Genomic DNA, 20,736 nt, shown 5'->3' with positions numbered 1-20,736 from the left:
AGGAGACCCAACGTGAGCGACAAGGTTCAACATGTCGGCGATGCCGACTTCGATACAGCTGTACTGCAATCCGGCGAACCGGTCCTGGTGGATTTTTGGGCCGAATGGTGCGGCCCGTGCAAGATGATCGCCCCGGTGCTGGACGATCTGGCCGATACATACCAGGGCAAGCTCAAGGTTGCCAAGGTCAACGTGGACCAGAACCGCGCTCTGGCCATCAAGTATCACGTGCGCTCGATCCCGATGCTGTTGCTGTTCAAGGACGGTGAGGTCCAGGCAAGCCAGATCGGGGCAGTTGGCAAGGGCCAGCTGACCCAGATGATCGACAAGACCCTGGGCGGCGCGGCCGCCTGAGTGACAGGGCGTCCAGCCATGGGCGCCCTGCGTTTTGCCGGCAGTTAACTCCTGCTTTGGCAGACGCTTGCGCCGCTCTGCGCGGCGGTGGTAGTGTCAGTTGATCCGGCACACGTTCGTGCGCCGCCGTACCCCTCTAGAAACCTCTTCTAGACTCCCATCACCACAGTTCGCCCCCCAGCCGGGCGCTCGCACTCTTAGCGAGGAATCAAGCACTTGTCCGAGAATCCTTCCTCCGATACCGGGAGCGTTGACGCCCCCGTCGAGAAGCGTGTGCGCAAGCCACGTGTCAGCAAGACCGCCGTCGCCCATGACGACGCCGGGTCGCAACAACCCAATCTTCCCTTGCCCAGCAGCCCCGCCCCCGAGGCTCCGCGCCCCGCGCAGACCCCGTCGTCCGCAGCCGAATCGGCGCCGGCGCAGTCGTCTGGCGATGGCGGCGCAGCCCAGGCGGCGCATGCTGGCGAGCAGCACGGCGAGTCCCGTGAGGGCGGCCAGTCGCAGCAGCAGCAGCGCTTCAACCAGGCGCAGCAGCAGCAAAACCAGAACCAGGCGCAGAGCCAGGGTCAGGGTCAGCAGCGCCAGCAGCAAGGCCAGGGTCAGAACCAGGGCCAAGGCCAGCAGGGTCAAGGTCAAGGCCAGAATCAGGGCCAGGGCCAGAACCAGCAGGGCAACCGCCGTGACCGGTTCCGCAACCGTCGCGACCGTGGCCGCGACCGCTTCGGCAATGAGGGCGAAGGCGGCATGCCGTCGTCCGATGGCAGCAACGAGCCGTTCATTGCGCGTCCGCATCCGGCCGTGCCGGAAGGCTTCCCGGCGTACTCGCTGAGCGACCTCAAGCGGATGCCGGCGCAGAAGCTGCTGGATATCGCCGACCAGCTCAACATCCAGGAAGGCGTCGCCCGCGCACGCAAGCAGGATGTGATCTTTGCGCTGCTCAAGGTGCTCACCCGCCATGGCGAAGGCGTTGCCGCCGACGGCGTGCTGGAGATCCTGCCGGACGGTTTCGGCTTCCTGCGTGCCGCCGAGGCCAGCTACCTGGCCGGCCCGGACGATACGTATATCTCGCCGAGCCAGATCCGCCGCTTCAACCTGCGCACCGGCGACCATCTGTCCGGCCGCATCCGCTTCCCCAAGGACGGCGAACGCTATTTCGCGCTGTCGATCGTGGACACCATCAATGGTGAGCCGCTGGAAGCGAGCAAGAACAAGGTGCTGTTCGAGAACCTGACCCCGCTGTTCCCGCGTCGGCGTTTCCGCCTGGAACGCGGCGATGGGTCCACCGAGGACATCACCGGCCGCATCCTCGATCTGATGGCACCGCAGGGTAAAGGTCAGCGTGCGCTGATCGTCTCCCCGCCCAAGGCCGGTAAGACGATGATGATGCAGCAGGTGGCCACGGCCATCACCACCAATCATCCCGAAGTGCACATGATCGTGCTGCTCATCGACGAGCGCCCGGAAGAAGTGACCGAAATGCAGCGCACCGTGCGCGGCGAGGTCATCTCCTCCACGTTCGACGAGCCGGCCGCGCGCCACGTGCAGGTTGCCGAGATGGTGATCGAACGGGCCAAGCGCCTGGTCGAGCACAAGAAGGACGTGGTGATCCTGCTGGACTCCATCACCCGTCTGGCACGCGCCTACAACAACGTGGTGCCGAGCTCCGGCAAGGTGCTCACCGGCGGTGTGGATGCCAACGCCCTGCATCGCCCGAAGCGCTTCTTCGGTGCGGCACGTAACGTGGAAGAAGGCGGTTCGCTGACCATCATTGCCACGGCGCTGGTGGAAACCGGCAGCAAGATGGACGAGGTGATCTACGAAGAGTTCAAGGGCACCGGCAACAGCGAAGTGCATTTGAACCGCCGTATCACCGAAAAGCGCGTCTATCCTGCGATCGACATCAACCGCTCGGGCACGCGCCGCGAAGACCTGTTGATCGAGCCGGAGCTGCTGCAGAAGATCTGGATCCTGCGCAAGCTGCTGCATCCGATGGACGAAATCGCCGCGATGGAGTTCCTGCTGGACAAGATGAAGACCACCAAGTCCAACGACGAGTTCTTCAGCTCAATGAAGCGCTGAGTTCAGTTGATTGGTGTGTTACGAAAAAGCCCCGCATTGCGGGGCTTTTTTTATGCGCCGAATTAACTGGCTCAGGCGTGAGGCCACCACGACTTTCAACTCGTGCTCTGCGGGGCTTGATCGGTAGCACTGCGTGGCACCATCTCTTGAGCCCTGGGCGCCTGGCGTGCCTATCGACCAGTCGACCCGCATGCCGCCACGCCGCAGCGACACGGCCTTGGATTGCTCAGCCGCCTTGCAGCGGCGTCAGCAGCCGCACGCCTTCACCACGTACCGAGAACAGCCCGCTGTCGGGCAATGCATCCGGACTGTCAGTGGCCGACGCCAGCACGCCTTGATCGCTCCATGGCGCGCTTTGGCGTGGGCCTGGCAGATAGGACCGCCAGCTGGCCTGCCGTTTTCTCAGGTCGCGTATCGAGTCGGTGATATCGAAGCTCACCGGCACGCGCATGGTCCAGTAGGGCGCCGTGCGCTCGGGCCCATCGGAAGGCGGATCGAAAGTCCACGTGCGTGCCTTGGCGATTGACGCGTCGGCAAGCGTCTTGCGCACGCGCTCGCGCTTGGCCGCGGGAATCGACACGGTGAGGTTGACCTGCTCTGCGACAAGATCCGCCACCTTGCCGTCGCGGCCGATCTTCAGCAGCAGATACACGATCCCGGTCGCGCCATCCTGAAACGCCGCCTTGGGATAGCTGGGTGGTGTCATGTCCTTGGCACGCACGCTGCTGCCGTCGCTGGCCTCTCCACCGAAGTGAGCGCTGCGGATCGAAACCAGATACTGATTTTTCTCGCCAGGCTTGGCGACCAGCAGCAGACGCATCGGCAGCGTGGTTGGCAAGGCAGTACCACTGTCGGTGACCGGATCGAAGCGCCACCCCGCAATCGACTGCCTGATCCGGCTGCGCACGGCTGGCGGCAAGCTGCCTTCATTGGTCAGCGTCACCGCAGTGACCGTGCCATCCGGCGTCAGCGTCAATTCGCCCGCAACATTCATGCTGGCCTCGACCTGTTCTGCCGCCTCGCTCGCGCGCGCCGCTACCTGGCCGATCGACAGCATCCCCAACATCGCTACCAGCCCCAACCGTTGCATCCACTGCATGACCACACTCCATTCGTCTTGGAACGTCCTTTTACCAGCCGCCGGCCGCAAACGGAATCGTCATGCCAGCTTTTGGGCGTCCGCATACGGCGGCGTGTCCGGGTAATCGTCTTCGCGCAGGCGTGCCTGCAGGTCGCGCCACCACTGCGGGTCGAACAGTTCCGGGTGCAGGTGCTTGACCGCTTCCAGCTGCGAGGACGGCAGGCCCATGAACAACGCAAAGCGCTCGGGAAACACGTCGCGCGGACCGACGTGAAACCAGGGCTCGGCTGCCATCTGCTCTTCATAGCTGGTGGGCGTGGGCCAATCGCGGAAGGTGCATTCGGTGATCAGGCACAGCTCGTCGTAGTCGTAGAACACCGCGCGCTGGTGCCGGGTGATGCCGAAGTTCTTCAGCAGCATGTCGCCGGGGAAGATGTTGTTGCGCGCCATATCCTTGATCGCCTGCCCGTAGTCCAGCGCGGCGGCATGCGCGGCGGCGGGCAGTTGCTCGCGCAGATACAGATTGAGCGGGCGCAGGCGGCGCTGCACGTAGCACAGTGCGATCAGCACATCGTCGCCGTCTTCGCTCAGGCTCATCGCACAGCTGGTCTGCAGGTCTTGCAGCAGTGCAGGCGAGAACCGCGCCCTGGGAAACCGCAGAAACCGGTATGGCTGCGCATCGAGCAGGCGACCAATGCGGTCGAGCTGAAACACCAGCTCGTATTTGCCTTCAACCTGCGCGCGGCTCATGGTCTTGGGATATGCGAAGCGGTCACGGATCAACTTGAACACCAGCGGATAGCTGGGCAGCGTAAACACCACCATGACCATCCCCGGCGTGCCGTCGGCATGCACCAGCTGTTCGGCCGGATGGGCCTGGAAGTGGCGGAAAAACGTGCGATACCGCTCGGTCTTGCCCTGCTTGGCACGCCCCAGCATCGTGTACAGCTCGTCGATGGGCTTATGAGTGAGCAGGCTGCGCAGAAACACGACCGCATCGCCGACGGTGGTCAGATCCGCCTGGAAATAGCTGCGGGAATTACTGAACAATTGCGCGACATCGCTGCGGCGCGTCAACACCGCTTCGGCGCGTAGACCGGCATCGTCGTTGACCAGCGCAATCACACACGGCGAAAACCGATGTTCGCCGAACACGCGCCCGACCAGATAGGCACGACGTTCGCGATAGAACACCGTCTCCAGCAGCTCGACGCTGCGCACCGGGTGCTCGCCCCAATGGGCAAGGTCGTCCAGCAGCCGCACCGCGATTGCCGCCGCGCAGCGGGTCCGGTGCGCATACGGCACCTCAAATGGATAATCGCCGAGCACACGCACCAGCATCTCGGTCAACCGGCCAGGCGAGACCGCGTAGGTATGCCGCGCCACCGGCACGGTGATGGCATCGGTGGGCTCGATATCCAGCGCAATGAATTCGATCTGCGCATCCACGCCCTGGGTGCGGAAGTAACGCCGCGTCAGCGTGTTGTAGAAGGTCTTGTACAACTCCTGGTCGATCAGGCCGGTGAGCAGCTCCGCGTAGTGGGTGCGGGCACGCATCCACAGCGCGCGATCGTGCGCCTGCCCCAGCAACACCGCGCGCAGGCGCAACATGCATTCGCTGATGTACTGATCGTAGAGCGCAATCCGCGCCACCGCATCTTCGCGTGCGCCACTCCAGTCGCGCGTTTCGAAGCGCTGCCTGGCACGCGCGGTGATCTGCGAGAATTGCGCGTGATAGTCCTGAAACGCCTCGTACACGGCACGACCGATCGCCAGCGCGCGGCGCTCGGATTGCGGCGGTAACGGAAGTTGGCTCATGGCTATCCTCAGCGCTTGCGACGACGTGTATTGGGAACTGCGGATGCCGCCTGCTGCGCGTGCGCCGCATGCTCGCGCGCCTGCTCCTGCAGCCACGCGCGGAAGGCGAGAAAACCGCGATGCGAGGCCGAGCGCGCCGGATACACCAGGTAATGCGACCAGCTGGTCTTGAGCCGTTGCGCAGACAACGCCACCAGTTGGCCGGACGCCAGCAACAACCGCGCACGCGTCACCCGCCCCAGTGCAACACCCACACCATCCAGCGCGGCACGATGGTGCGCTTCGGATTCGTCCAGCACCGCCGCATAGCGGCGCGGTGCTTCGCCGCCGAAGGTTGCAAACCAACGCAGCCAGTCGCCGTCCGGGTCGCCCAGCAGCGGCCAATGATGCAGTGGCTGCGCATCGACCCCGCCCATGCGCGCGATCAGCGCGGGGCTCGCCATGGGCACCAGCCACTCGTCGAACAAGGGCTCGGCGATCAAGCCCGGCCAAAGCCCGGCACCGATGCGCATGCCGGCATCCACTTGCTGCTGGCGTTCGAAGTCCACCAGCCGCTCGCTGGAGAACAGGTTGATCTCGATGGTGGGATGCAGCGCCAGAAATCCACCCAGACGCGGCACCAGCCAGGCCGAGGCCATCGACGGTGTGATGCTCAGGGTCAACGTGTCTTCGCGGCGCGCAGCGAACGGCTGGAACGCTTCGGCAATGGCATCCAGATGCGGTGCAATGCGATCGAGCAACTGCTGCCCCTGCAGCGTGGCACTGACGCCGCGTGCGTGCCGTTGCAGCAATGGATACCCCAAGCGTTGTTCGAGCGAACGCACCTGGTGACTGAGCGCGCTGACGGTGAGGTGCATCGCCGCCGCCGCGCGCGACAGATTGCCCAGACGCACGGCACTGACGAATCCCTGCAATGCGTGAAGCGGCGGACGCGACATGGCTCACCCTTGAATGAAATTCAACGCCGACTTGCAAAAGCCTCGCTTCTTCCACGCCCAGCCTGCACCTACTGTGGCTTTCACTCAAGTGGGAGCAGGATCATGCGCATCTTTACCGACTTGCTGTTCCAGCACGGGCACATTGCCGAGGTGACGCTTGCACAGCAATTGGCAGAGCCGGACACGGCGCTGGATGCAGCTGCGCAGACAACGCAACCTGCCTCGGTCGCGCCGGACGCTGCGCGCCAGCAGCGTGCCGAACACCGCATGGCGCGGCGTGCACGCCGCTTGGTGCGGGAGATGACGGCGTTGTCGCCATTTCGCTGAAACACCAAGGCCCGCCTCTTGGCGAGGCGGGCCTTGGAGGTAGCACTGATTGAATGCACCGATAGCCGGTGCGCGGGATCAGGCCTTGAGCGTGGCCAGCACGTCGTTGAAGGTCTTGCTCGGACGCATCGCCTCGCTGACCTTGGCCAGATCCGGATGGTAGTAGCCACCGATCTCCACCGGCTTGCCCTGCGCGCCGTTGAGCTCGGCCACGATGATGGCTTCGTTCTCGGTCAAGGCCTTGGCGAGCGGTGCGAACTTGGCCTGCAGCGCTGTGTCTTCGGTCTGTGCGGCCAGGGCCTGTGCCCAGTACATCGCCAGATAGAAATGGCTGCCGCGGTTGTCGAGCTCGCCGACCTTGCGCGCCGGCGACTTGTTGTTGTCCAGGAACTGCCCGTTGGCCACGTCCAGCGCTTTCGCCAGCACGGTGGCGGACGGGTTGTCGTAACGGTTGCCCAGGTGCTCGAGCGAGGCGGCCAGGGCCAGGAACTCACCCAGCGAATCCCAGCGCAGGCAGTTTTCTTCGACGAACTGCTGCACGTGCTTGGGCGCCGAACCACCGGCGCCGGTCTCGAACAGCCCGCCACCGGCCATCAGCGGCACGATCGAGAGCATCTTGGCGCTGGTGCCCAGCTCCATGATCGGGAACAGGTCGGTGAGGTAGTCGCGCAGCACGTTGCCGGTGACCGAGATGGTGTCCTGGCCCTTGCGGATGCGCTCCAGCGAGAAGGTGGTGGCCTCCACCGGCGGCAGGATGCGGATGTCCAGGCCGTTGGTGTCGTGATCCTTCAAGTAGGTTTCGACCTTGGCGATGACCTGCGCGTCGTGCGCGCGTGCCTTGTCCAGCCAGAACACGGCCGGGGTGTCGCTCAGGCGGGCGCGCTCGACCGCCAGCTTCACCCAGTCCTGGATCGGCGCGTCCTTGACCTGGCACATGCGCCACAAATCACCGGCTTCCACAGCGTGCTCGAACACGGTGCTGCCGTTGCCATCGGTGACCTTGACGGTGCCGGCGGCGGCCATCTGGAAGGTCTTGTCGTGCGAGCCGTATTCTTCGGCCTTCTGCGCCATCAGGCCGACGTTGGGCACCGAGCCCATCGTGGACGGATCGAACGCGCCATGCGCCTTGCAGTCGTCGATCACCGCCTGGTACACGCCGGCATAGCAGCGGTCGGGGATCACGGCCTTGGTGTCCTGCAGCTTGCCTTGCGCATTCCACATCTGGCCGGAATCGCGAATCATCGCCGGCATCGATGCGTCGACGATCACGTCGCTGGGCACGTGCAGATTGGTGATGCCCTTGTCCGAGTTGACCATTGCCAGCCCCGGGCGCTGCGCGTACTCGGCCTGCACGTCGGCCTTGATCTGCGCCTGCACGTCATCCGGCAGCGTGCCGATGCGCGCGTACAGATCACCGATACCGTTGTTGGGGTCGAAGCCAACCGACTTCAGCACATCGGCGTGCTTGCTTAACGCACTCTTGTAAAACTCACCCACGACCACGCCGAACAGCACCGGGTCGGAGACTTTCATCATGGTGGCTTTCAGATGCACCGAGAACAGCACGTCTTTGGCCTTCGCGTCGGCGATCTGCGCGTCGATGAAGCTCGCCAATGCGCGCTTGCTCAGCACGGCGGCATCGACGATCTCACCAGCCTTCACTGCAACGGCGTCCTTGAGCACATTGCTGCTACCGTCGGCACCGACGAATTCAATCTTCAGCGTGCCGGCCTGCGCCAGCGTGGTGGACTGTTCGCTGCCGAAGAAGTCGCCGTTGTCCATGTGCGCCACATGCGACTTGGACTCGCTGCTCCACTTGCCCATGCGGTGCGGATGCTTGCGTGCATAGTTCTTCACCGACAGCGGTGCGCGGCGATCGGAATTGCCTTCGCGCAGCACCGGATTCACCGCGCTGCCCTTGACCTTGTCGTAGCGCGTCTTGATGTCCTGCTCGGCGGCATCCTTGGGTTCATCCGGATACGCCGGCAACGCGTAGCTCTGGCTCTGCAGTTCCTTGATCGCGGCCTTGAGCTGCGGCACCGAGGCGCTGATGTTGGGCAGCTTGATGATGTTGGCTTCCGGCGTGGTGGCCAGCGCGCCCAGTTCGGCCAGATCGTCGGCAATTTTCTGCGCGTCGGTCAGTTGCTCCGGGAAAAGGGCCAGGATGCGTCCGGCCAGCGAAATGTCGCGGGTCTCGACCACGATCCCGGCGGTATCGGTGTAGGCATCGATGATCGGCAGCAGCGACTGCGTGGCCAGGAAGGGTGCTTCGTCGGTGAGCGTGTAGATGATCTTCGGTGTCTTCGACATGAGGTGCGATAGCTCTTGTGGTCGGGAGGAGCACCGGTCCGCACGGCGGTGGCTGCGGGCGTGCGCGACGGAGGTCGCTGGTGGCACGCCGAGCGGCCGACGCGCGTGGACGCGGCGATGGATCAGCACGGCATTGTCGCGTCTGGGCCTTGCCCGGGTAAAGCGACCACAGGCGGATGCTTCATCCCGCCACGCGTCCAATCGCTATCGATGCAGCTGTAACGAAGTGCAAACGCTGCCACACAGACGCACACAGCCACAAAAAAAGGCGCGGCCTTGCGATCGCGCCTCAGGTCCCACGCTGCGGGAGAGAGTCGCAGCATGGATGAGCTTCATTCACACCTGCGCGCGCACCAGCCGCGCAGCACGCTGCGGCTTACTTCACGGTGAAGGTCTGCGGGCTGCCCGCCGGCTTGCCGTCGACCATGACCTGCACGGTGTAGCTACCGGCCGGCCAGCCATCGGGCTTGCTGAAGCTCAGGTTGGTGGTTTCGGCGCCGGTGGTGGTCAGTGTCGCGTTCTGCTCGCCCGCTACCTGCCCATCCTGGAAGGTCAGCTTGGCCGAGACCGGCACATTGCTGGCGCTGCCATCGGTCTTCACCGAAACGATGATGGTGTCCTTGCTGCCCAGTGTGGTGGCCGGCGTCACGCTCTTGTCGGCGCCCGCCTTGTTGCCCACTGCCACGCTGGACACCGTGACCGCCGCGCCACTGGCTACGGCCGTATCGGTGCTGGCGGCGCCGGTGGCAGTGCCTTGCGCGGCTTGGTCACCGGCCGGCGGCGTGCTCGCGGGGCCTGGAATGTCGGAGGTTGCAGCGCCGGAGGTAGGATCCTGCGACACGCTGGAATCGTCGTGGGCTTCCTTGCGACAGCCAGACAGTGCCAGAACGCCGGCAAGTGCGAGGACCAAGGTGCTGGATGCAGATTTGCTACGCATGGGATCGATCTCCAAGAATCACAGTAAGGGGGTGTGCAACAGGCCGCGGCAACGCGCGGGCAGCGTGGTGGTTACGCTTTCGGCGGTAAGCGCAACACCTGGCCCGGAAAAATCGTGTCGGGATCTTTCAGCGTGTCGCGGTTGGCTTCGAAGATGCGTGGCCACAAGTTGCCGTCGCCGTAATGGCGCTTGGCAATCACCGACAGGCTGTCGCCTGCCTGCACGGTCACCGACTCGTCGCCGATGATTTGCGCGGTGCTTTCCACGCTGGAACGGACGTTGGAAAAATCCGGCGATGGCACGACCTCCGCGGTGCTGTCGACCGTGGACGTGACATTGGAAAAATCTGCTTTCTTGTCGACATTCATTGCCGCGCTCCCTGTCCATCACGATGATGCGCAGGGTGCGCGGAGCGCCGTTAAGTGCTGATCGCGCCGCCGTGAAGCCGGCGCGAGTGCCTGCAATGTGCGCCTTACTGGCGCAGATCGCGGAAGATCGATAGCGGCGTTGGCACCTGCGGCGAGGTGCGCACCGGATTGATGTCGAGCCCGCCACGACGGGTATAGCGTGCTTCCACCACCAACCACTCCGGCGCGCAACGCACCAGCAGGTCCTGAAAAATGCGCTCTACGCATTGTTCGTGGAAATCGGCGTGGTCGCGGAAGCTGACCAGATAACGCAGCAATCCTTCGCGGTCGATCGGCGCGCCGCGGTAGCGCAGCGTGACGCTGGCCCAATCCGGTTGCCCGGTGACCGGGCAGTTGGACTTGAGCAACGCAGAGGTCAGCACTTCCTCCACCACCGTGCCTGCATGGGTGGACAGATAGTCGGCCTTGGGCGGGCCGTAATCGTCGATGGCGATATCCAGTGCGTCGATCGATTCGCCCTCGCCCACCGCGTCGATCGGCGGCAATCCGAATTCCACCGATACATCGGCGCCGGCACGTGTGGACAGATCGGTGGCGATGCGTGCACGTACGGCTTCGGCGCTATTGAAGCGCGTGGCGTTGAGCGAGTTGAGATACAGCTTGAGCGACTTGGATTCGATCAACGCCGGCGACTCGCACGGCACGTGCAAGGTGGCGGTGGCCACGCACGGTTTGCCGTGCGCATCCAGCCAGCTCAGTTCGTAGGCATGCCAGCGATCGCGGCCGACAAATGGCAGCGCACCGCGCAGGCCGATGGCCGCACGCCCGGCCGCACGCGGGATCGGAAACAGCAGTGACGGGTCGTAGCCGCTCGGGTAGGCGACTTCGCGACCGAGGGAAGAGTCTTCTGGGGTATTCATGCCGCCATTTTAGGGCGGCCGGGCTGGCCGTGAGGTGTATGGCGACGCGGGCGCAATCATATGGATCGACGCTAGGCGACGACCCGCGTCACGCGGCCCGTCGCCCGTCGCCTAGCGGCACGCCCCCTGTAAACCGGGAATCGCCCAACCGCAGCCGATTCCCGATTCCCGATTCCCCAGCCTCAGCCCTGCTGCAGATAATCCAGCGACACCTGCAACAGCGCGCGCAGGCCGACATCCAGCGCCGATTCGTCCAGCAGGAACTGCGGCGAGTGGTTGCTGGGCGCGGTGGCCGGGTCGATGCCCTTGGCGGTGGAACCGACGAAGAAGAACATCGACGGTACCTGCTGGGCGTAGAACGAAAAATCTTCCGCGCCCATCTGCAATGGCGGTTCGTAGACGTTGTCTGCGCCCACCACGGCCTGCAGGCTGGGCAGCATCTTGGCCGTCAGGGCCGGGTCGTTGACGGTGGCCGGGTTGCCGTCCTGGTCGGGCACGTGCGCCTCGACCTTGGCGCCATGCGCGGCGGCGGTGTGTTCGGCCACGGTCTTGAGGTCGGCAAAGATCTGCTGGCGCATGCCTTCGTCGAAGGTGCGGATGGTGCCCACCATCTCCACCTCGTCGGGGATGATGTTGTAGCGGATACCGCCCTTGATCGCGCCGAAGCTGACCACCGCCGGCTGCTTGGACAAATTGGCGCGGCGGCTGACCACGGTCTGCGCGGTGCCGATCATGTCGGCGCTGGCCACGATCGGGTCGATGCCGTTCCACGGTGCCGAGCCGTGGGTCTGGCGGCCGATCATCTTGATCGCAAACCGGTCCGAGGCCGCCATCAGCGGGCCGCCGCGCACCGCGATCTTGCCGGCCTGCACGCTGGAGAACACGTGCAGGCCAAACACCGCCTGCGGCTTGAAGTCGGCAAACAGGCCTTCTTTCAGCATCAGCGAGGCGCCGCCTTCTTCATTGCCCGGCGCGCCCTCCTCGGAGGGTTGGAAGATCAGCATCACCTCGCCCGGCAACTGTTCGCGCATGCCCACCAGGGCCTCGGCCACGCCGAGCAGGATGGCGGTGTGGGCATCGTGGCCGCAGGCGTGCATCACCCCCACGGTCTCGCCGCGGTACTGGGAGGTGGCCTTGGAGGCGAACGGCAGGCCGGTCTGTTCGGTGACCGGCAGCGCGTCCATGTCCGCGCGCAGGGCGATCTTCGGGCCGGGCTTGCCGCCCTTGATGATGGCCACCACGCCGTGATGGGCGATGCCGGTGCGCGGCTTCAGGCCCAGCTTGCGCAACTGCGCGGCCACGGTGGCGGCGGTGCGCTCCTCGCGGTTGGACAACTCCGGGTGCTGGTGGAAGTCGCGGCGCCACTGCACCACCTTGGCCTGCAGCGGCGCCGCAGCCGCCTGGACTTCGGGCCGGGGCGCGGCCTGGGCGGCGGCAAGCGTGGGCAGGGCAAGCAGCAGGGCGCTGCTGAGCAGGCGGTGGCGCATTGAACATTCTCCAATCGGGATGCCTCACTGTAGTGCACCGGCGCCGCGCCCGGGCCACAGTGGGCTGTGATTCAGCCCCGCGGTCAATCGCAACGACCGTGGCGCGTTGCCGCAGCACCACGCCAGTGAATCGGCCTGTCGCGCAGGGGGGTGGCCCGTTACTTCAGTAACGTTCCAACCTGCGGGCGCGACGATATGCTTTGCTCAGCCGCCCCCACGGACGCATCCACGCGCCCGGCCCGCCATCAGGAGTTGTCGAATGTCGCGTTTCTGGAAGATCTCACTGCTGGTCGTGGCGGTGCTCGTCGTTGTGTTCGTTGCAATGCGCATGATGGGCGGGGGCCAGCAGGGCAAGCGGCCAGGGGCGCCGGACGGCAATGGCACTGAAAACAGCGGCCCGGTGCCGGTCACGGTGGTGCCCGCCGCCACCCAGGATGTGCCGGTGTACGCCACCGCGCTGGGCACGGTGACCGCGCTCAACACGGTGACGGTGAACCCGCAGGTGTCCGGCCAGCTGATGAGCCTGAATTTCCAGGAAGGCCAGGAAGTGAAGAAGGGCGCGCTGCTGGCGCAGATCGACCCGCGCACGCTGCAGGCCAGCTACGACCAGGCGCTGGCCGCCAAGCGCCAGAACCAGGCGCTGCTGGCCACCGCGCGGGTGAACTACCAGCGCTCCAATGACCCGGCCTACAAGCAGTACGTGTCGCGCACCGACCTGGACACCCAGCGCAACCAGGTGGCGCAGTACGAGGCCGCCGTGGCCGCCAACGACGCACAGATGCGCTCGGCGCAGGTGCAGTTGCAGTTCACCCGGGTCACCGCGCCGATCGACGGCATTGCCGGTATCCGCGGCGTGGACGTGGGCAATATCGTCAGCACCACCTCCACCATCGTCACCCTGACCCAGATCCGCCCGATCTACGTGTCCTTCAGCCTGCCTGAGCGCGAGCTGCCGGCAGTGCGCAGCGGCCAGGCCGCCACCCCGTTGCCGGTGGCCGCGCTGGACCGTGGCGATGCGCACGTGATCAGCGGCGACGGCAAGCTCGATGTGATCGACAACCGCATCGCCGCCGACAGCGGCACCTTTGGTGCGCGCGCGATCTTCGGCAATGCCGACAACGCGCTGTGGCCGGGCCAGTTCGTCAACGTGCGGCTACAGCTGCGCACCATCTCCGGCGGCACCGTGGTGCCGACCCAGGCCGTGCAGCGCGGCCCGGATGGCGATTACGTGTACGTAGTGGGCAGCGACAGCACCGCGCAGATGCGCACCGTGGTGCAGGGCGTGGAGGTGGACGACAGCCACGTGCAGATCACCAAGGGCCTCAAGCCCGGCGAACGCGTGGTGACCGAAGGCCAGTTCCGGCTCAAGCCCGGCAGCAAGGTCAGCGCGCTCAAGCCGGGCGAAACCCCGCCCGAACCCACCGAAGCCGAACTCAAGGCGGCGCAGGACAAGAGCCGCGGCAGTGCCGGCGGCCGGCGTGGCGGCGGCCCGCGCTAACTCGCGACCACAGGCAACGGCACCCCCGTTGCCTGTGAGCGTCGGCGCCCTTGGCGCCGGCTTCGATTGACGTCTTCAGCAAGGACACCCCCCGTGGGCTTTTCAACCATCTTCATCCGCCGTCCGATCGCCACCTCGCTGTTGATGGCGGGCATCCTGCTGCTGGGCATCCTGGGCTACCGGCAATTGCCGGTGTCTGCCTTGCCGGAAATCGACGCCCCCAGCCTGGTCGTCACCACCCAATACCCCGGTGCCAACGCGACCACCATGGCCTCGCTGGTGACCACGCCGCTGGAGCGGCAGTTCGGCCAGATTTCCGGGCTGCAGATGATGACCTCCGATTCGTCGGCGGGACTGTCCACGATCATCCTGCAGTTCTCGATGGACCGGAACATCGATATCGCCGCGCAGGACGTGCAGGCAGCGATCCGCCAGGCCACCCTGCCCTCGTCGTTGCCCTACCAGCCGGTCTACAACCGGGTGAACCCGGCGGACGCGGCGATCCTCACGCTCAAGCTCACCTCCGACACGTTGCCGCTGCGCGAGGTCAACCGCTACGCCGATGCGATCCTGGCCCAGCGCCTGTCGCAGGTGCCGGGCGTGGGCTTGGTGTCGATCGCCGGCAACGTGCGGCCTGCGGTGCGCATCCAGGTCAATCCGGCGCAGTTGTCGAACATGGGCCTGACCATGGAGTCGCTGCGCAGCGCACTGACCCAGACCAATGTCAGCGCGCCGAAGGGCTCGCTCAACGGCAAGACCCAGTCCTACAGCATCGGCACCAACGACCAGCTCACCGACGCGGCGCAGTACCGCGAAACCATCATCAGCTACAACAACGGCGCGCCGGTGCGGCTGGCCGATGTGGCCAAGGTGGTCGATGGCGTAGAGAACGACCAGCTTGCCGCCTGGGCCGACGGCAAGCCGGCGGTGCTGCTGGAAATCCGCCGCCAGCCCGGTGCCAACATCGTGCAGACGGTGGAGCAGATCCGCAGCATCCTGCCGCAGTTGCAGGGCGTGCTGCCGGCGGACGTGCACCTGGATGTGTTCTCCGACCGCACCGAAACCATCCGCGCCTCGGTGCATGAAGTGAAGTTCACCCTGGTGCTGACCATCTTCCTGGTGGTGGCGGTGATCTTCGTGTTCCTGCGCCGGCTGTGGGCCACCATCATTCCCTCGGTGGCGGTGCCGTTGTCGCTGGCCGGCACCTTCGGGGTGATGGCGTTCGCGGGCATGTCGCTGGACAACCTGTCGCTGATGGCGCTGGTGGTGGCGACCGGATTCGTGGTCGACGATGCGATCGTGATGATCGAAAACATCGTGCGTTACATCGAACAGGGCAAGAGCGGGCCGGAGGCGGCAGAGATCGGTGCGCGCCAGATCGGCTTCACGGTGTTGTCGCTGACCGTCTCGCTGGTGGCGGTGTTCCTGCCGCTGCTGCTGATGCCCGGCGTCACCGGCCGGCTGTTCCATGAGTTTGCGTGGGTGCTGTCGATCGCGGTGGTGATCTCGATGCTGGTGTCGCTGACGCTGACACCGATGATGTGCGCCTACCTGCTCAAGCCCGACGCGTTGCCCGAAGGCGAGGACGCGCACGAACGCGCGGCCGCTGAAGGCAAGACCAACCTGTGGACGCGCACCGTGGGTGTGTACGAGCGCTCGCTGGACTGGGTGCTCGACCACCAGCCACTGACCCTGGCCGTGGCGATCGGCGCGGTGGCCTTGACCGTGGTGCTGTACGTGGCCATCCCCAAGGGCCTGCTGCCCGAACAGGACACCGGCCTGATCACCGGCGTGGTGCAGGCCGATCAGAACGTGGCCTTCCCGCAGATGGAGCAGCGCACCCAGGCGGTTGCCGCCGCGCTGCGCAAGGACCCGGCGGTGACCGGCGTGGCTGCCTTCATCGGCGCAGGTTCGATGAACCCCACGCTCAACCAGGGCCAGCTGTCGATCGTGCTGAAGACGCGCGGCGACCGCGACGATCTGGAAACCGTGGTGGCGCGCCTGCAAAAAGCGGTGTCCGCTATTCCCGGCGTGGCGCTGTTCCTCAAGCCGGTGCAGGACGTCACCCTGGACACACGCGTGGCCGCCACCGAATACCAATATTCGATGTCGGACGTGGACAGCACCGAATTGGCGTCCTGGGCCGCGCGCATGACCGAGGCGATGCGCAAGCTGCCCGAGCTGGCCGACGTGGACAACAACCTGGCCAACCAGGGCCGCGCGCTGGAGCTCAGCATCGACCGCGACAAGGCCAGCATGCTGGGCGTGCCGATGCAGACCATCGACGACACGCTCTACGACGCCTTCGGCCAGCGCCAGATCTCCACCATCTTCACCGAGCTCAATCAGTACCGCGTGGTGCTGGAAGTGGCGCCGGAATTCCGCAGCAGCACTGCGTTGATGAACCAGCTGGCCGTGGCCAGCAACGGCAGCGGCGCGCTGACCGGCACCAATGCCACCAGCTTCGGCCAGGTGACATCCTCCAACTCGTCCACCGCCACCGGCGTGGGCAACCAGAACACCGGCATCGTGGTCGGCGCCGGCAGCATCATTCCGCTGGCCGCGCTGGCCGAGGCCAAGGTCACCAACACGCCGTTGGTGGTCAGCCATCAGCAGCAGCTGCCGGCGGTGACCATCTCCTTCAACCTGGCACCCGGGCATTCGCTCTCGCAGGCGGTGGCGGCGATCGAACAGGCGCGCGCAGACCTCAAGATTCCCACCCAGGTGCATGCGGAATTCGTCGGCAAGGCCGCCGAATTCACCGGCAGCCAGACCGACATCGTGTGGCTGCTGCTGGCCTCCATTGTGGTGATCTACATCGTGCTGGGCGTGCTCTACGAGAGCTACATCCACCCGCTGACGATCATCTCCACGCTGCCGCCGGCCGGTGTCGGTGCGTTGCTGGCGTTGATGGTGTGCGGGCTGAGCCTGTCGGTGGACGGCATCGTCGGCATCGTGCTGCTGATCGGCATCGTCAAGAAAAACGCGATCATGATGATCGACTTCGCGATCGAAGCCCGCCGCACCGGCGTCAACGCACACGAAGCGATCCGGCGCGCCTGCCTGCTGCGGTTCCGCCCGATCATGATGACCACCGCCGCCGCGATGCTGGGCGCGCTGCCGCTGGCATTGGGCACCGGCATCGGCTCGGAATTGCGCCGCCCGCTGGGCATCGCCATCGTCGGCGGCCTGCTGCTCTCGCAGCTGGTCACGCTGTACACCACCCCGGTGATCTACCTGTACATGGAGCGCGCCGGCGAGCGCATGCGCGATTGGCGCGCGCGACGTGCCGCGCGCCGCGATGGCGTGCCTCCGGCCTCCACCTCGGAGCGCCCGGCATGAGGACCGCTAGCGGCATCGCAGATCGGCGCGCAGGCCCGCAGCTTAGCTGGCGCGCCTGCGCCAGTGGCATCTGCTTTGGCTTTGGCCTTTACCGATTCCCGAATCCCGATTCCCGACTCCCGGCGCCACAGCCATGAACATCTCCGCGCCCTTCATCAAGCGCCCGATCGGCACCTCGTTGCTGGCGATCGGTTTGTTCGTGATCGGATTGATGTGCTACCTGCGGCTGGGCGTGGCGGCGTTGCCGAACATCCAGATCCCGGTGATCTTCGTGCACGCCACGCAGTCCGGCGCCGACGCCAGCACCATGGCCTCCACGGTCACCGCGCCGCTGGAACGCCACCTGGGCCAGCTGCCGGGCATCGACCGCATGCGCTCCTCCAGTTCGGAGAGCAGCAGCATGGTGTTCATGATTTTCCAGAGTAATCGCGACATCGATTCGGCCGCGCAGGATGTGCAGACTGCGATCAACTCGGCACAGTCCGATCTGCCCTCCGGGCTCGGCACGCCGATGTACCAGAAGGCCAACCCGAACGACGACCCGGTCATCGCCATTGCGCTGACCTCCGACACCCAATCGGCCGATGAGCTCTACAACGTGGCCGACTCGCTGCTGGCGCAACGGCTGCGGCAGATCACCGGCATCAGCTCGGTGGACATCGCCGGTGCCTCCACGCCAGCGGTGCGCGTGGATGTGGACCTGCGCGCGCTCAACGCATTGGGCTTGACCCCGGACGACCTGCGCAACGCTGTGCGTGCGGCCAACGTCACCTCGCCGACCGGCTTTTTGTCCGACGGCAACACCACCATGGCGATCATCGCCAACGATTCGGTGGCCAAGGCCGCCGACTTCGCGCAGCTGGCGATCTCCACCCAATCCAACCGGCGCATCGTGCGCCTGGGCGATGTGGCCACCGTCTACGACGGCCAGCAGGATGCCTACCAGGCCGCCTGGTTCAACGGCAAACCCGCGGTGGTGATGTATGCCTTCACCCGCGCCGGTGCCAACATCGTCGAAACCGTGGACCAGGTGAAAGCTCAGATTCCCGAGCTGCGCGCCTACCTGCAGCCCGGCACCACCCTCACACCGTATTTCGACCGCACGCCCACCATCCGCGCCTCACTGCATGAAGTGCAGGCCACGCTGATGATCAGCCTGGCGATGGTAGTGCTGACCATGGCGCTGTTCCTGCGCCGCCTGGCGCCCACGTTGATCGCCGCGGTCACCGTGCCGCTGTCGCTGGCCGGCTCGGCGTTGGTGATGTACGTGCTCGGCTTCACCTTGAACAACCTCAGCCTGCTGGCGCTGGTGATCGCGATTGGGTTCGTGGTCGATGATGCGATCGTGGTGATCGAAAACATCATGCGCCACCTCGACGAGGGCATGCCGCGCCTGCAGGCCGCACTCACCGGCGCGCGCGAGATCGGCTTCACCATCGTGTCGATCACCGCCTCGCTGGTGGCGGTGTTCATTCCGATGTTGTTTGCCAGCGGCATGGTCGGCGCGTTCTTCCGCGAGTTCACCGTGACCTTGGTGGCCGCCATCGTGGTCTCGATGCTGGTGTCGCTGACGCTGACGCCGGCGTTGTGCAGCCGCTTCCTCTCCGCCCATACCGCGCCGGAAACACCCAGCCGTTTCGGCGCCTGGCTGGATCGCATGCACGACCGCATGCTCGCGGTGTACACCGTGGCACTGGATTTTTCGTTGCGCCACGCGCTGCTGTTGTCGCTGACGCCGCTGGTGCTGATCGCCGCCACCATCTTCCTGGGTGGCGCGGTCAAGAAGGGCTCGTTCCCGCCACAGGACACCGGCCTGATCTGGGGCCGCGCCAATTCCAGCGCCACGGTGTCGTTTGCCGACATGGTCAGCCGCCAACGCCGCATCACCGACATGTTGATGGCCGACCCGGCAGTGAAAACCGTGGGCGCGCGCCTGGGCTCCGGCCGCCAGGGGTCCAGCGCCTCATTCAACATCGAACTGAAAAAACGCGACGAAGGCCGGCGCGAGACCACCGCGCAGGTGGTTGCGCGCCTGAGCGCCAAGGCCGACCGCTACCCGGATCTGGATTTGCGCCTGCGCGCAATCCAGGACCTGCCCAGCGACGGCGGCGGCGGCACCAGTCAGGGGGCGCAATACCGCGTGTCGCTGCAGGGCAACGACCTGGCGCAACTGCAGGAATGGCTGCCCAAGGTGCAGGCCGCACTGAAAAAGAATCCGCGCCTGCGCGATGTCGGTACCGACGTGGATACCTCGGGCCTGCGCCAGAACATCGTGATCGACCGCGCCAAGGCCGCGCGCCTGGGGATTTCAGTGGGTGCCATCGATGGCGCGCTGTATGGCGCGTTCGGCCAGCGCTCCATCTCCACCATCTATTCGGATCTCAACCAGTACAGCGTGGTGGTCAATGCACTGCCATCGCAGACCGCCACGCCCAAGGCACTGGATGAAGTGTTCGTGCCCAACCGCGCCGGCCAGATGGTGCCGATCACTGCGGTGGCCACGCAGGTGCCGGGTCTGGCGCCGCCGCAGATCACCCACGACAACCAGTATTCGACAATGGATCTGAGCTACAACCTCGCACCGGGCGTGAGCACCGGCGAGGCGGATCTGATCATCAAGAACACCGTGGAAGGGCTGCGCATGCCCGGCGACATCCGCATCAGCGATGGTGGCGGCTTCAACGTGCAACTCAACCCCAATTCGATGGGCGTGTTGCTGCTGGCCGCAGTGCTCACCGTGTACATCGTGCTGGGCATGCTCTACGAGAGCCTGATCCACCCGGTGACCATCCTGTCCACCCTGCCGGCCGCCGGCGTGGGCGCGCTGCTGGCGTTGTTCATCACCAACACCGAGCTGTCGGTGATTTCGATGATCGCCCTGGTGCTGCTGATCGGCATCGTCAAAAAGAACGCCATCATGATGATCGACTTCGCACTGGTGGCGCAGCGCGAGCATGGCAAGGACGCACGTGCGGCTGCACGCGAGGCATCGATCGTGCGCTTCCGCCCGATCATGATGACCACGATGGTGGCGATCCTGGCCGCGGTGCCGCTGGCGGTGGGCCTGGGCGAAGGCTCGGAACTGCGCCGGCCACTGGGTATCGCGATGATTGGCGGGTTGGTGTTCTCGCAGGGCCTGACCCTGCTCAGCACCCCGGCGCTGTACGTGATCTTTTCCTGCCTGAGCGAGCGCTGGAAGGGGCGCCGCGCGCGTAAGCGTGCACAGCGGGCCGAGCGCGCTGCCGCACGCCGCCCGGCAGCCTCCGCACACTAAGAG

At 65.5% G+C, this 20,736-nt stretch carries 14 protein-coding genes; 6 read left to right on the top strand and 8 right to left on the bottom strand.

What is annotated here, in order from left to right; all coding sequences use genetic code 11:
* The first annotated feature begins 12 nt into the window (after positions 1 to 12).
* Positions 13 to 354, top strand: coding sequence for a thioredoxin TrxA (gene trxA, locus ACCQ01_RS02425; RefSeq protein ID WP_011038858.1), 342 nt, complete (start codon positions 13 to 15; stop codon positions 352 to 354).
* Positions 355 to 570: 216 nt separating this feature from the next.
* Complete coding sequence (rho, locus tag ACCQ01_RS02420; protein WP_228433497.1) at positions 571 to 2,433, top strand: transcription termination factor Rho; 1,863 nt, start codon at positions 571 to 573, stop codon at positions 2,431 to 2,433.
* Between the two features lie 226 nt (positions 2,434 to 2,659).
* On the opposite strand, the gene ACCQ01_RS02415 is transcribed toward rho, so the two are convergent.
* From ACCQ01_RS02415 to ACCQ01_RS02405, 3 genes are read right to left on the bottom strand one after another with little or no spacing between them, the layout of a single operon-like run.
* The gene (locus ACCQ01_RS02415; protein ID WP_228433543.1) at positions 2,660 to 3,532 is read right to left on the bottom strand and encodes an energy transducer TonB; all 873 of its coding nucleotides are present in this window, start codon (positions 3,530 to 3,532) and stop codon (positions 2,660 to 2,662) included.
* A gap of 60 nt (positions 3,533 to 3,592) precedes the next feature.
* Complete coding sequence (gene aceK / locus ACCQ01_RS02410; RefSeq protein ID WP_228433499.1) at positions 3,593 to 5,332, bottom strand: bifunctional isocitrate dehydrogenase kinase/phosphatase; 1,740 nt, start codon at positions 5,330 to 5,332, stop codon at positions 3,593 to 3,595.
* Positions 5,333 to 5,340: 8 nt separating this feature from the next.
* Entirely contained in the window at positions 5,341 to 6,270 is a 930-nt protein-coding gene (locus ACCQ01_RS02405; protein ID WP_228433501.1) for a LysR substrate-binding domain-containing protein, read from the bottom strand.
* A 102-nt stretch (positions 6,271 to 6,372) separates the two neighbouring features.
* Here ACCQ01_RS02405 and ACCQ01_RS02400 point away from each other — a divergent pair, with 102 nt between their 5' ends.
* Positions 6,373 to 6,597: a hypothetical protein gene (locus ACCQ01_RS02400; protein ID WP_228433503.1), complete on the top strand. Its 225-nt coding sequence runs from the start codon at positions 6,373 to 6,375 to the stop codon at positions 6,595 to 6,597.
* 78 nt (positions 6,598 to 6,675) lie between these two features.
* On the opposite strand, the gene ACCQ01_RS02395 is transcribed toward ACCQ01_RS02400, so the two are convergent.
* The 5 genes from ACCQ01_RS02395 to ACCQ01_RS02375 all read right to left on the bottom strand — a co-directional run bounded on the left by ACCQ01_RS02395 (position 6,676) and on the right by ACCQ01_RS02375 (position 12,619).
* Positions 6,676 to 8,907 (bottom strand): NADP-dependent isocitrate dehydrogenase, encoded by a 2,232-nt coding sequence (locus tag ACCQ01_RS02395; RefSeq protein WP_228433505.1) that lies wholly within the window; start codon positions 8,905 to 8,907, stop codon positions 6,676 to 6,678.
* A 376-nt stretch (positions 8,908 to 9,283) separates the two neighbouring features.
* Positions 9,284 to 9,844, bottom strand: coding sequence for a hypothetical protein (locus ACCQ01_RS02390; protein WP_228433508.1), 561 nt, complete (start codon positions 9,842 to 9,844; stop codon positions 9,284 to 9,286).
* 71 nt (positions 9,845 to 9,915) lie between these two features.
* Positions 9,916 to 10,212: a LysM peptidoglycan-binding domain-containing protein gene (locus ACCQ01_RS02385; protein WP_040941941.1), complete on the bottom strand. Its 297-nt coding sequence runs from the start codon at positions 10,210 to 10,212 to the stop codon at positions 9,916 to 9,918.
* 104 nt (positions 10,213 to 10,316) lie between these two features.
* A complete protein-coding gene (gene queF / locus ACCQ01_RS02380; protein WP_042595272.1) occupies positions 10,317 to 11,132 on the bottom strand; it encodes an NADPH-dependent 7-cyano-7-deazaguanine reductase QueF in 816 nt (271 codons plus the stop codon).
* Between the two features lie 182 nt (positions 11,133 to 11,314).
* Positions 11,315 to 12,619 (bottom strand): M20 family metallopeptidase, encoded by a 1,305-nt coding sequence (locus tag ACCQ01_RS02375; protein WP_228433510.1) that lies wholly within the window; start codon positions 12,617 to 12,619, stop codon positions 11,315 to 11,317.
* A 259-nt stretch (positions 12,620 to 12,878) separates the two neighbouring features.
* On the opposite strand from ACCQ01_RS02375, the gene ACCQ01_RS02370 reads away from it, so the two are divergent.
* The 3 genes from ACCQ01_RS02370 to ACCQ01_RS02360 all read left to right on the top strand — a co-directional run bounded on the left by ACCQ01_RS02370 (position 12,879) and on the right by ACCQ01_RS02360 (position 20,733).
* On the top strand, positions 12,879 to 14,117 hold the full coding sequence (locus ACCQ01_RS02370; RefSeq protein ID WP_114999762.1) for an efflux RND transporter periplasmic adaptor subunit: 1,239 nt from the start codon (positions 12,879 to 12,881) through the stop codon (positions 14,115 to 14,117).
* A 93-nt stretch (positions 14,118 to 14,210) separates the two neighbouring features.
* On the top strand, positions 14,211 to 17,459 hold the full coding sequence (locus ACCQ01_RS02365) for an efflux RND transporter permease subunit (RefSeq protein ID WP_228433512.1): 3,249 nt from the start codon (positions 14,211 to 14,213) through the stop codon (positions 17,457 to 17,459).
* A 133-nt stretch (positions 17,460 to 17,592) separates the two neighbouring features.
* Positions 17,593 to 20,733 carry an efflux RND transporter permease subunit gene (locus tag ACCQ01_RS02360; RefSeq protein WP_228433514.1) on the top strand — a complete coding sequence of 1,047 codons (3,141 nt, stop codon included), beginning with the start codon at positions 17,593 to 17,595 and terminating at the stop codon, positions 20,731 to 20,733.
* Positions 20,734 to 20,736 lie beyond the last annotated feature (3 nt).

This window comes from Xanthomonas sp. NCPPB 4037 (assembly GCF_041475695.2).
Classification (GTDB): domain Bacteria; phylum Pseudomonadota; class Gammaproteobacteria; order Xanthomonadales; family Xanthomonadaceae; genus Xanthomonas; species Xanthomonas campestris.
The sequence above is the reverse complement of the archived record's forward strand: the minus strand, read 5'-3'. Positions and strand labels throughout refer to the sequence as shown.

Excerpts from the sequence above, each read along its gene's own strand:
- ACCQ01_RS02415 (WP_228433543.1), bottom strand. The coding sequence starts at position 3,532 with ATGCAGTGGATGCAACGGTTGGGGCTGGTAGCGATGTTGGGGATGCTG.
- aceK (WP_228433499.1), bottom strand. The coding sequence starts at position 5,332 with ATGAGCCAACTTCCGTTACCGCCGCAATCCGAGCGCCGCGCGCTGGCG.
- ACCQ01_RS02405 (WP_228433501.1), bottom strand. The coding sequence starts at position 6,270 with ATGTCGCGTCCGCCGCTTCACGCATTGCAGGGATTCGTCAGTGCCGTG.
- ACCQ01_RS02400 (WP_228433503.1), top strand. The coding sequence starts at position 6,373 with ATGCGCATCTTTACCGACTTGCTGTTCCAGCACGGGCACATTGCCGAG.
- ACCQ01_RS02395 (WP_228433505.1), bottom strand. The coding sequence starts at position 8,907 with ATGTCGAAGACACCGAAGATCATCTACACGCTCACCGACGAAGCACCC.
- ACCQ01_RS02390 (WP_228433508.1), bottom strand. The coding sequence starts at position 9,844 with ATGCGTAGCAAATCTGCATCCAGCACCTTGGTCCTCGCACTTGCCGGC.
- ACCQ01_RS02385 (WP_040941941.1), bottom strand. The coding sequence starts at position 10,212 with ATGAATGTCGACAAGAAAGCAGATTTTTCCAATGTCACGTCCACGGTC.
- queF (WP_042595272.1), bottom strand. The coding sequence starts at position 11,132 with ATGAATACCCCAGAAGACTCTTCCCTCGGTCGCGAAGTCGCCTACCCG.
- ACCQ01_RS02375 (WP_228433510.1), bottom strand. The coding sequence starts at position 12,619 with ATGCGCCACCGCCTGCTCAGCAGCGCCCTGCTGCTTGCCCTGCCCACG.
- ACCQ01_RS02370 (WP_114999762.1), top strand. The coding sequence starts at position 12,879 with ATGTCGCGTTTCTGGAAGATCTCACTGCTGGTCGTGGCGGTGCTCGTC.
- ACCQ01_RS02360 (WP_228433514.1), top strand. The coding sequence starts at position 17,593 with ATGAACATCTCCGCGCCCTTCATCAAGCGCCCGATCGGCACCTCGTTG.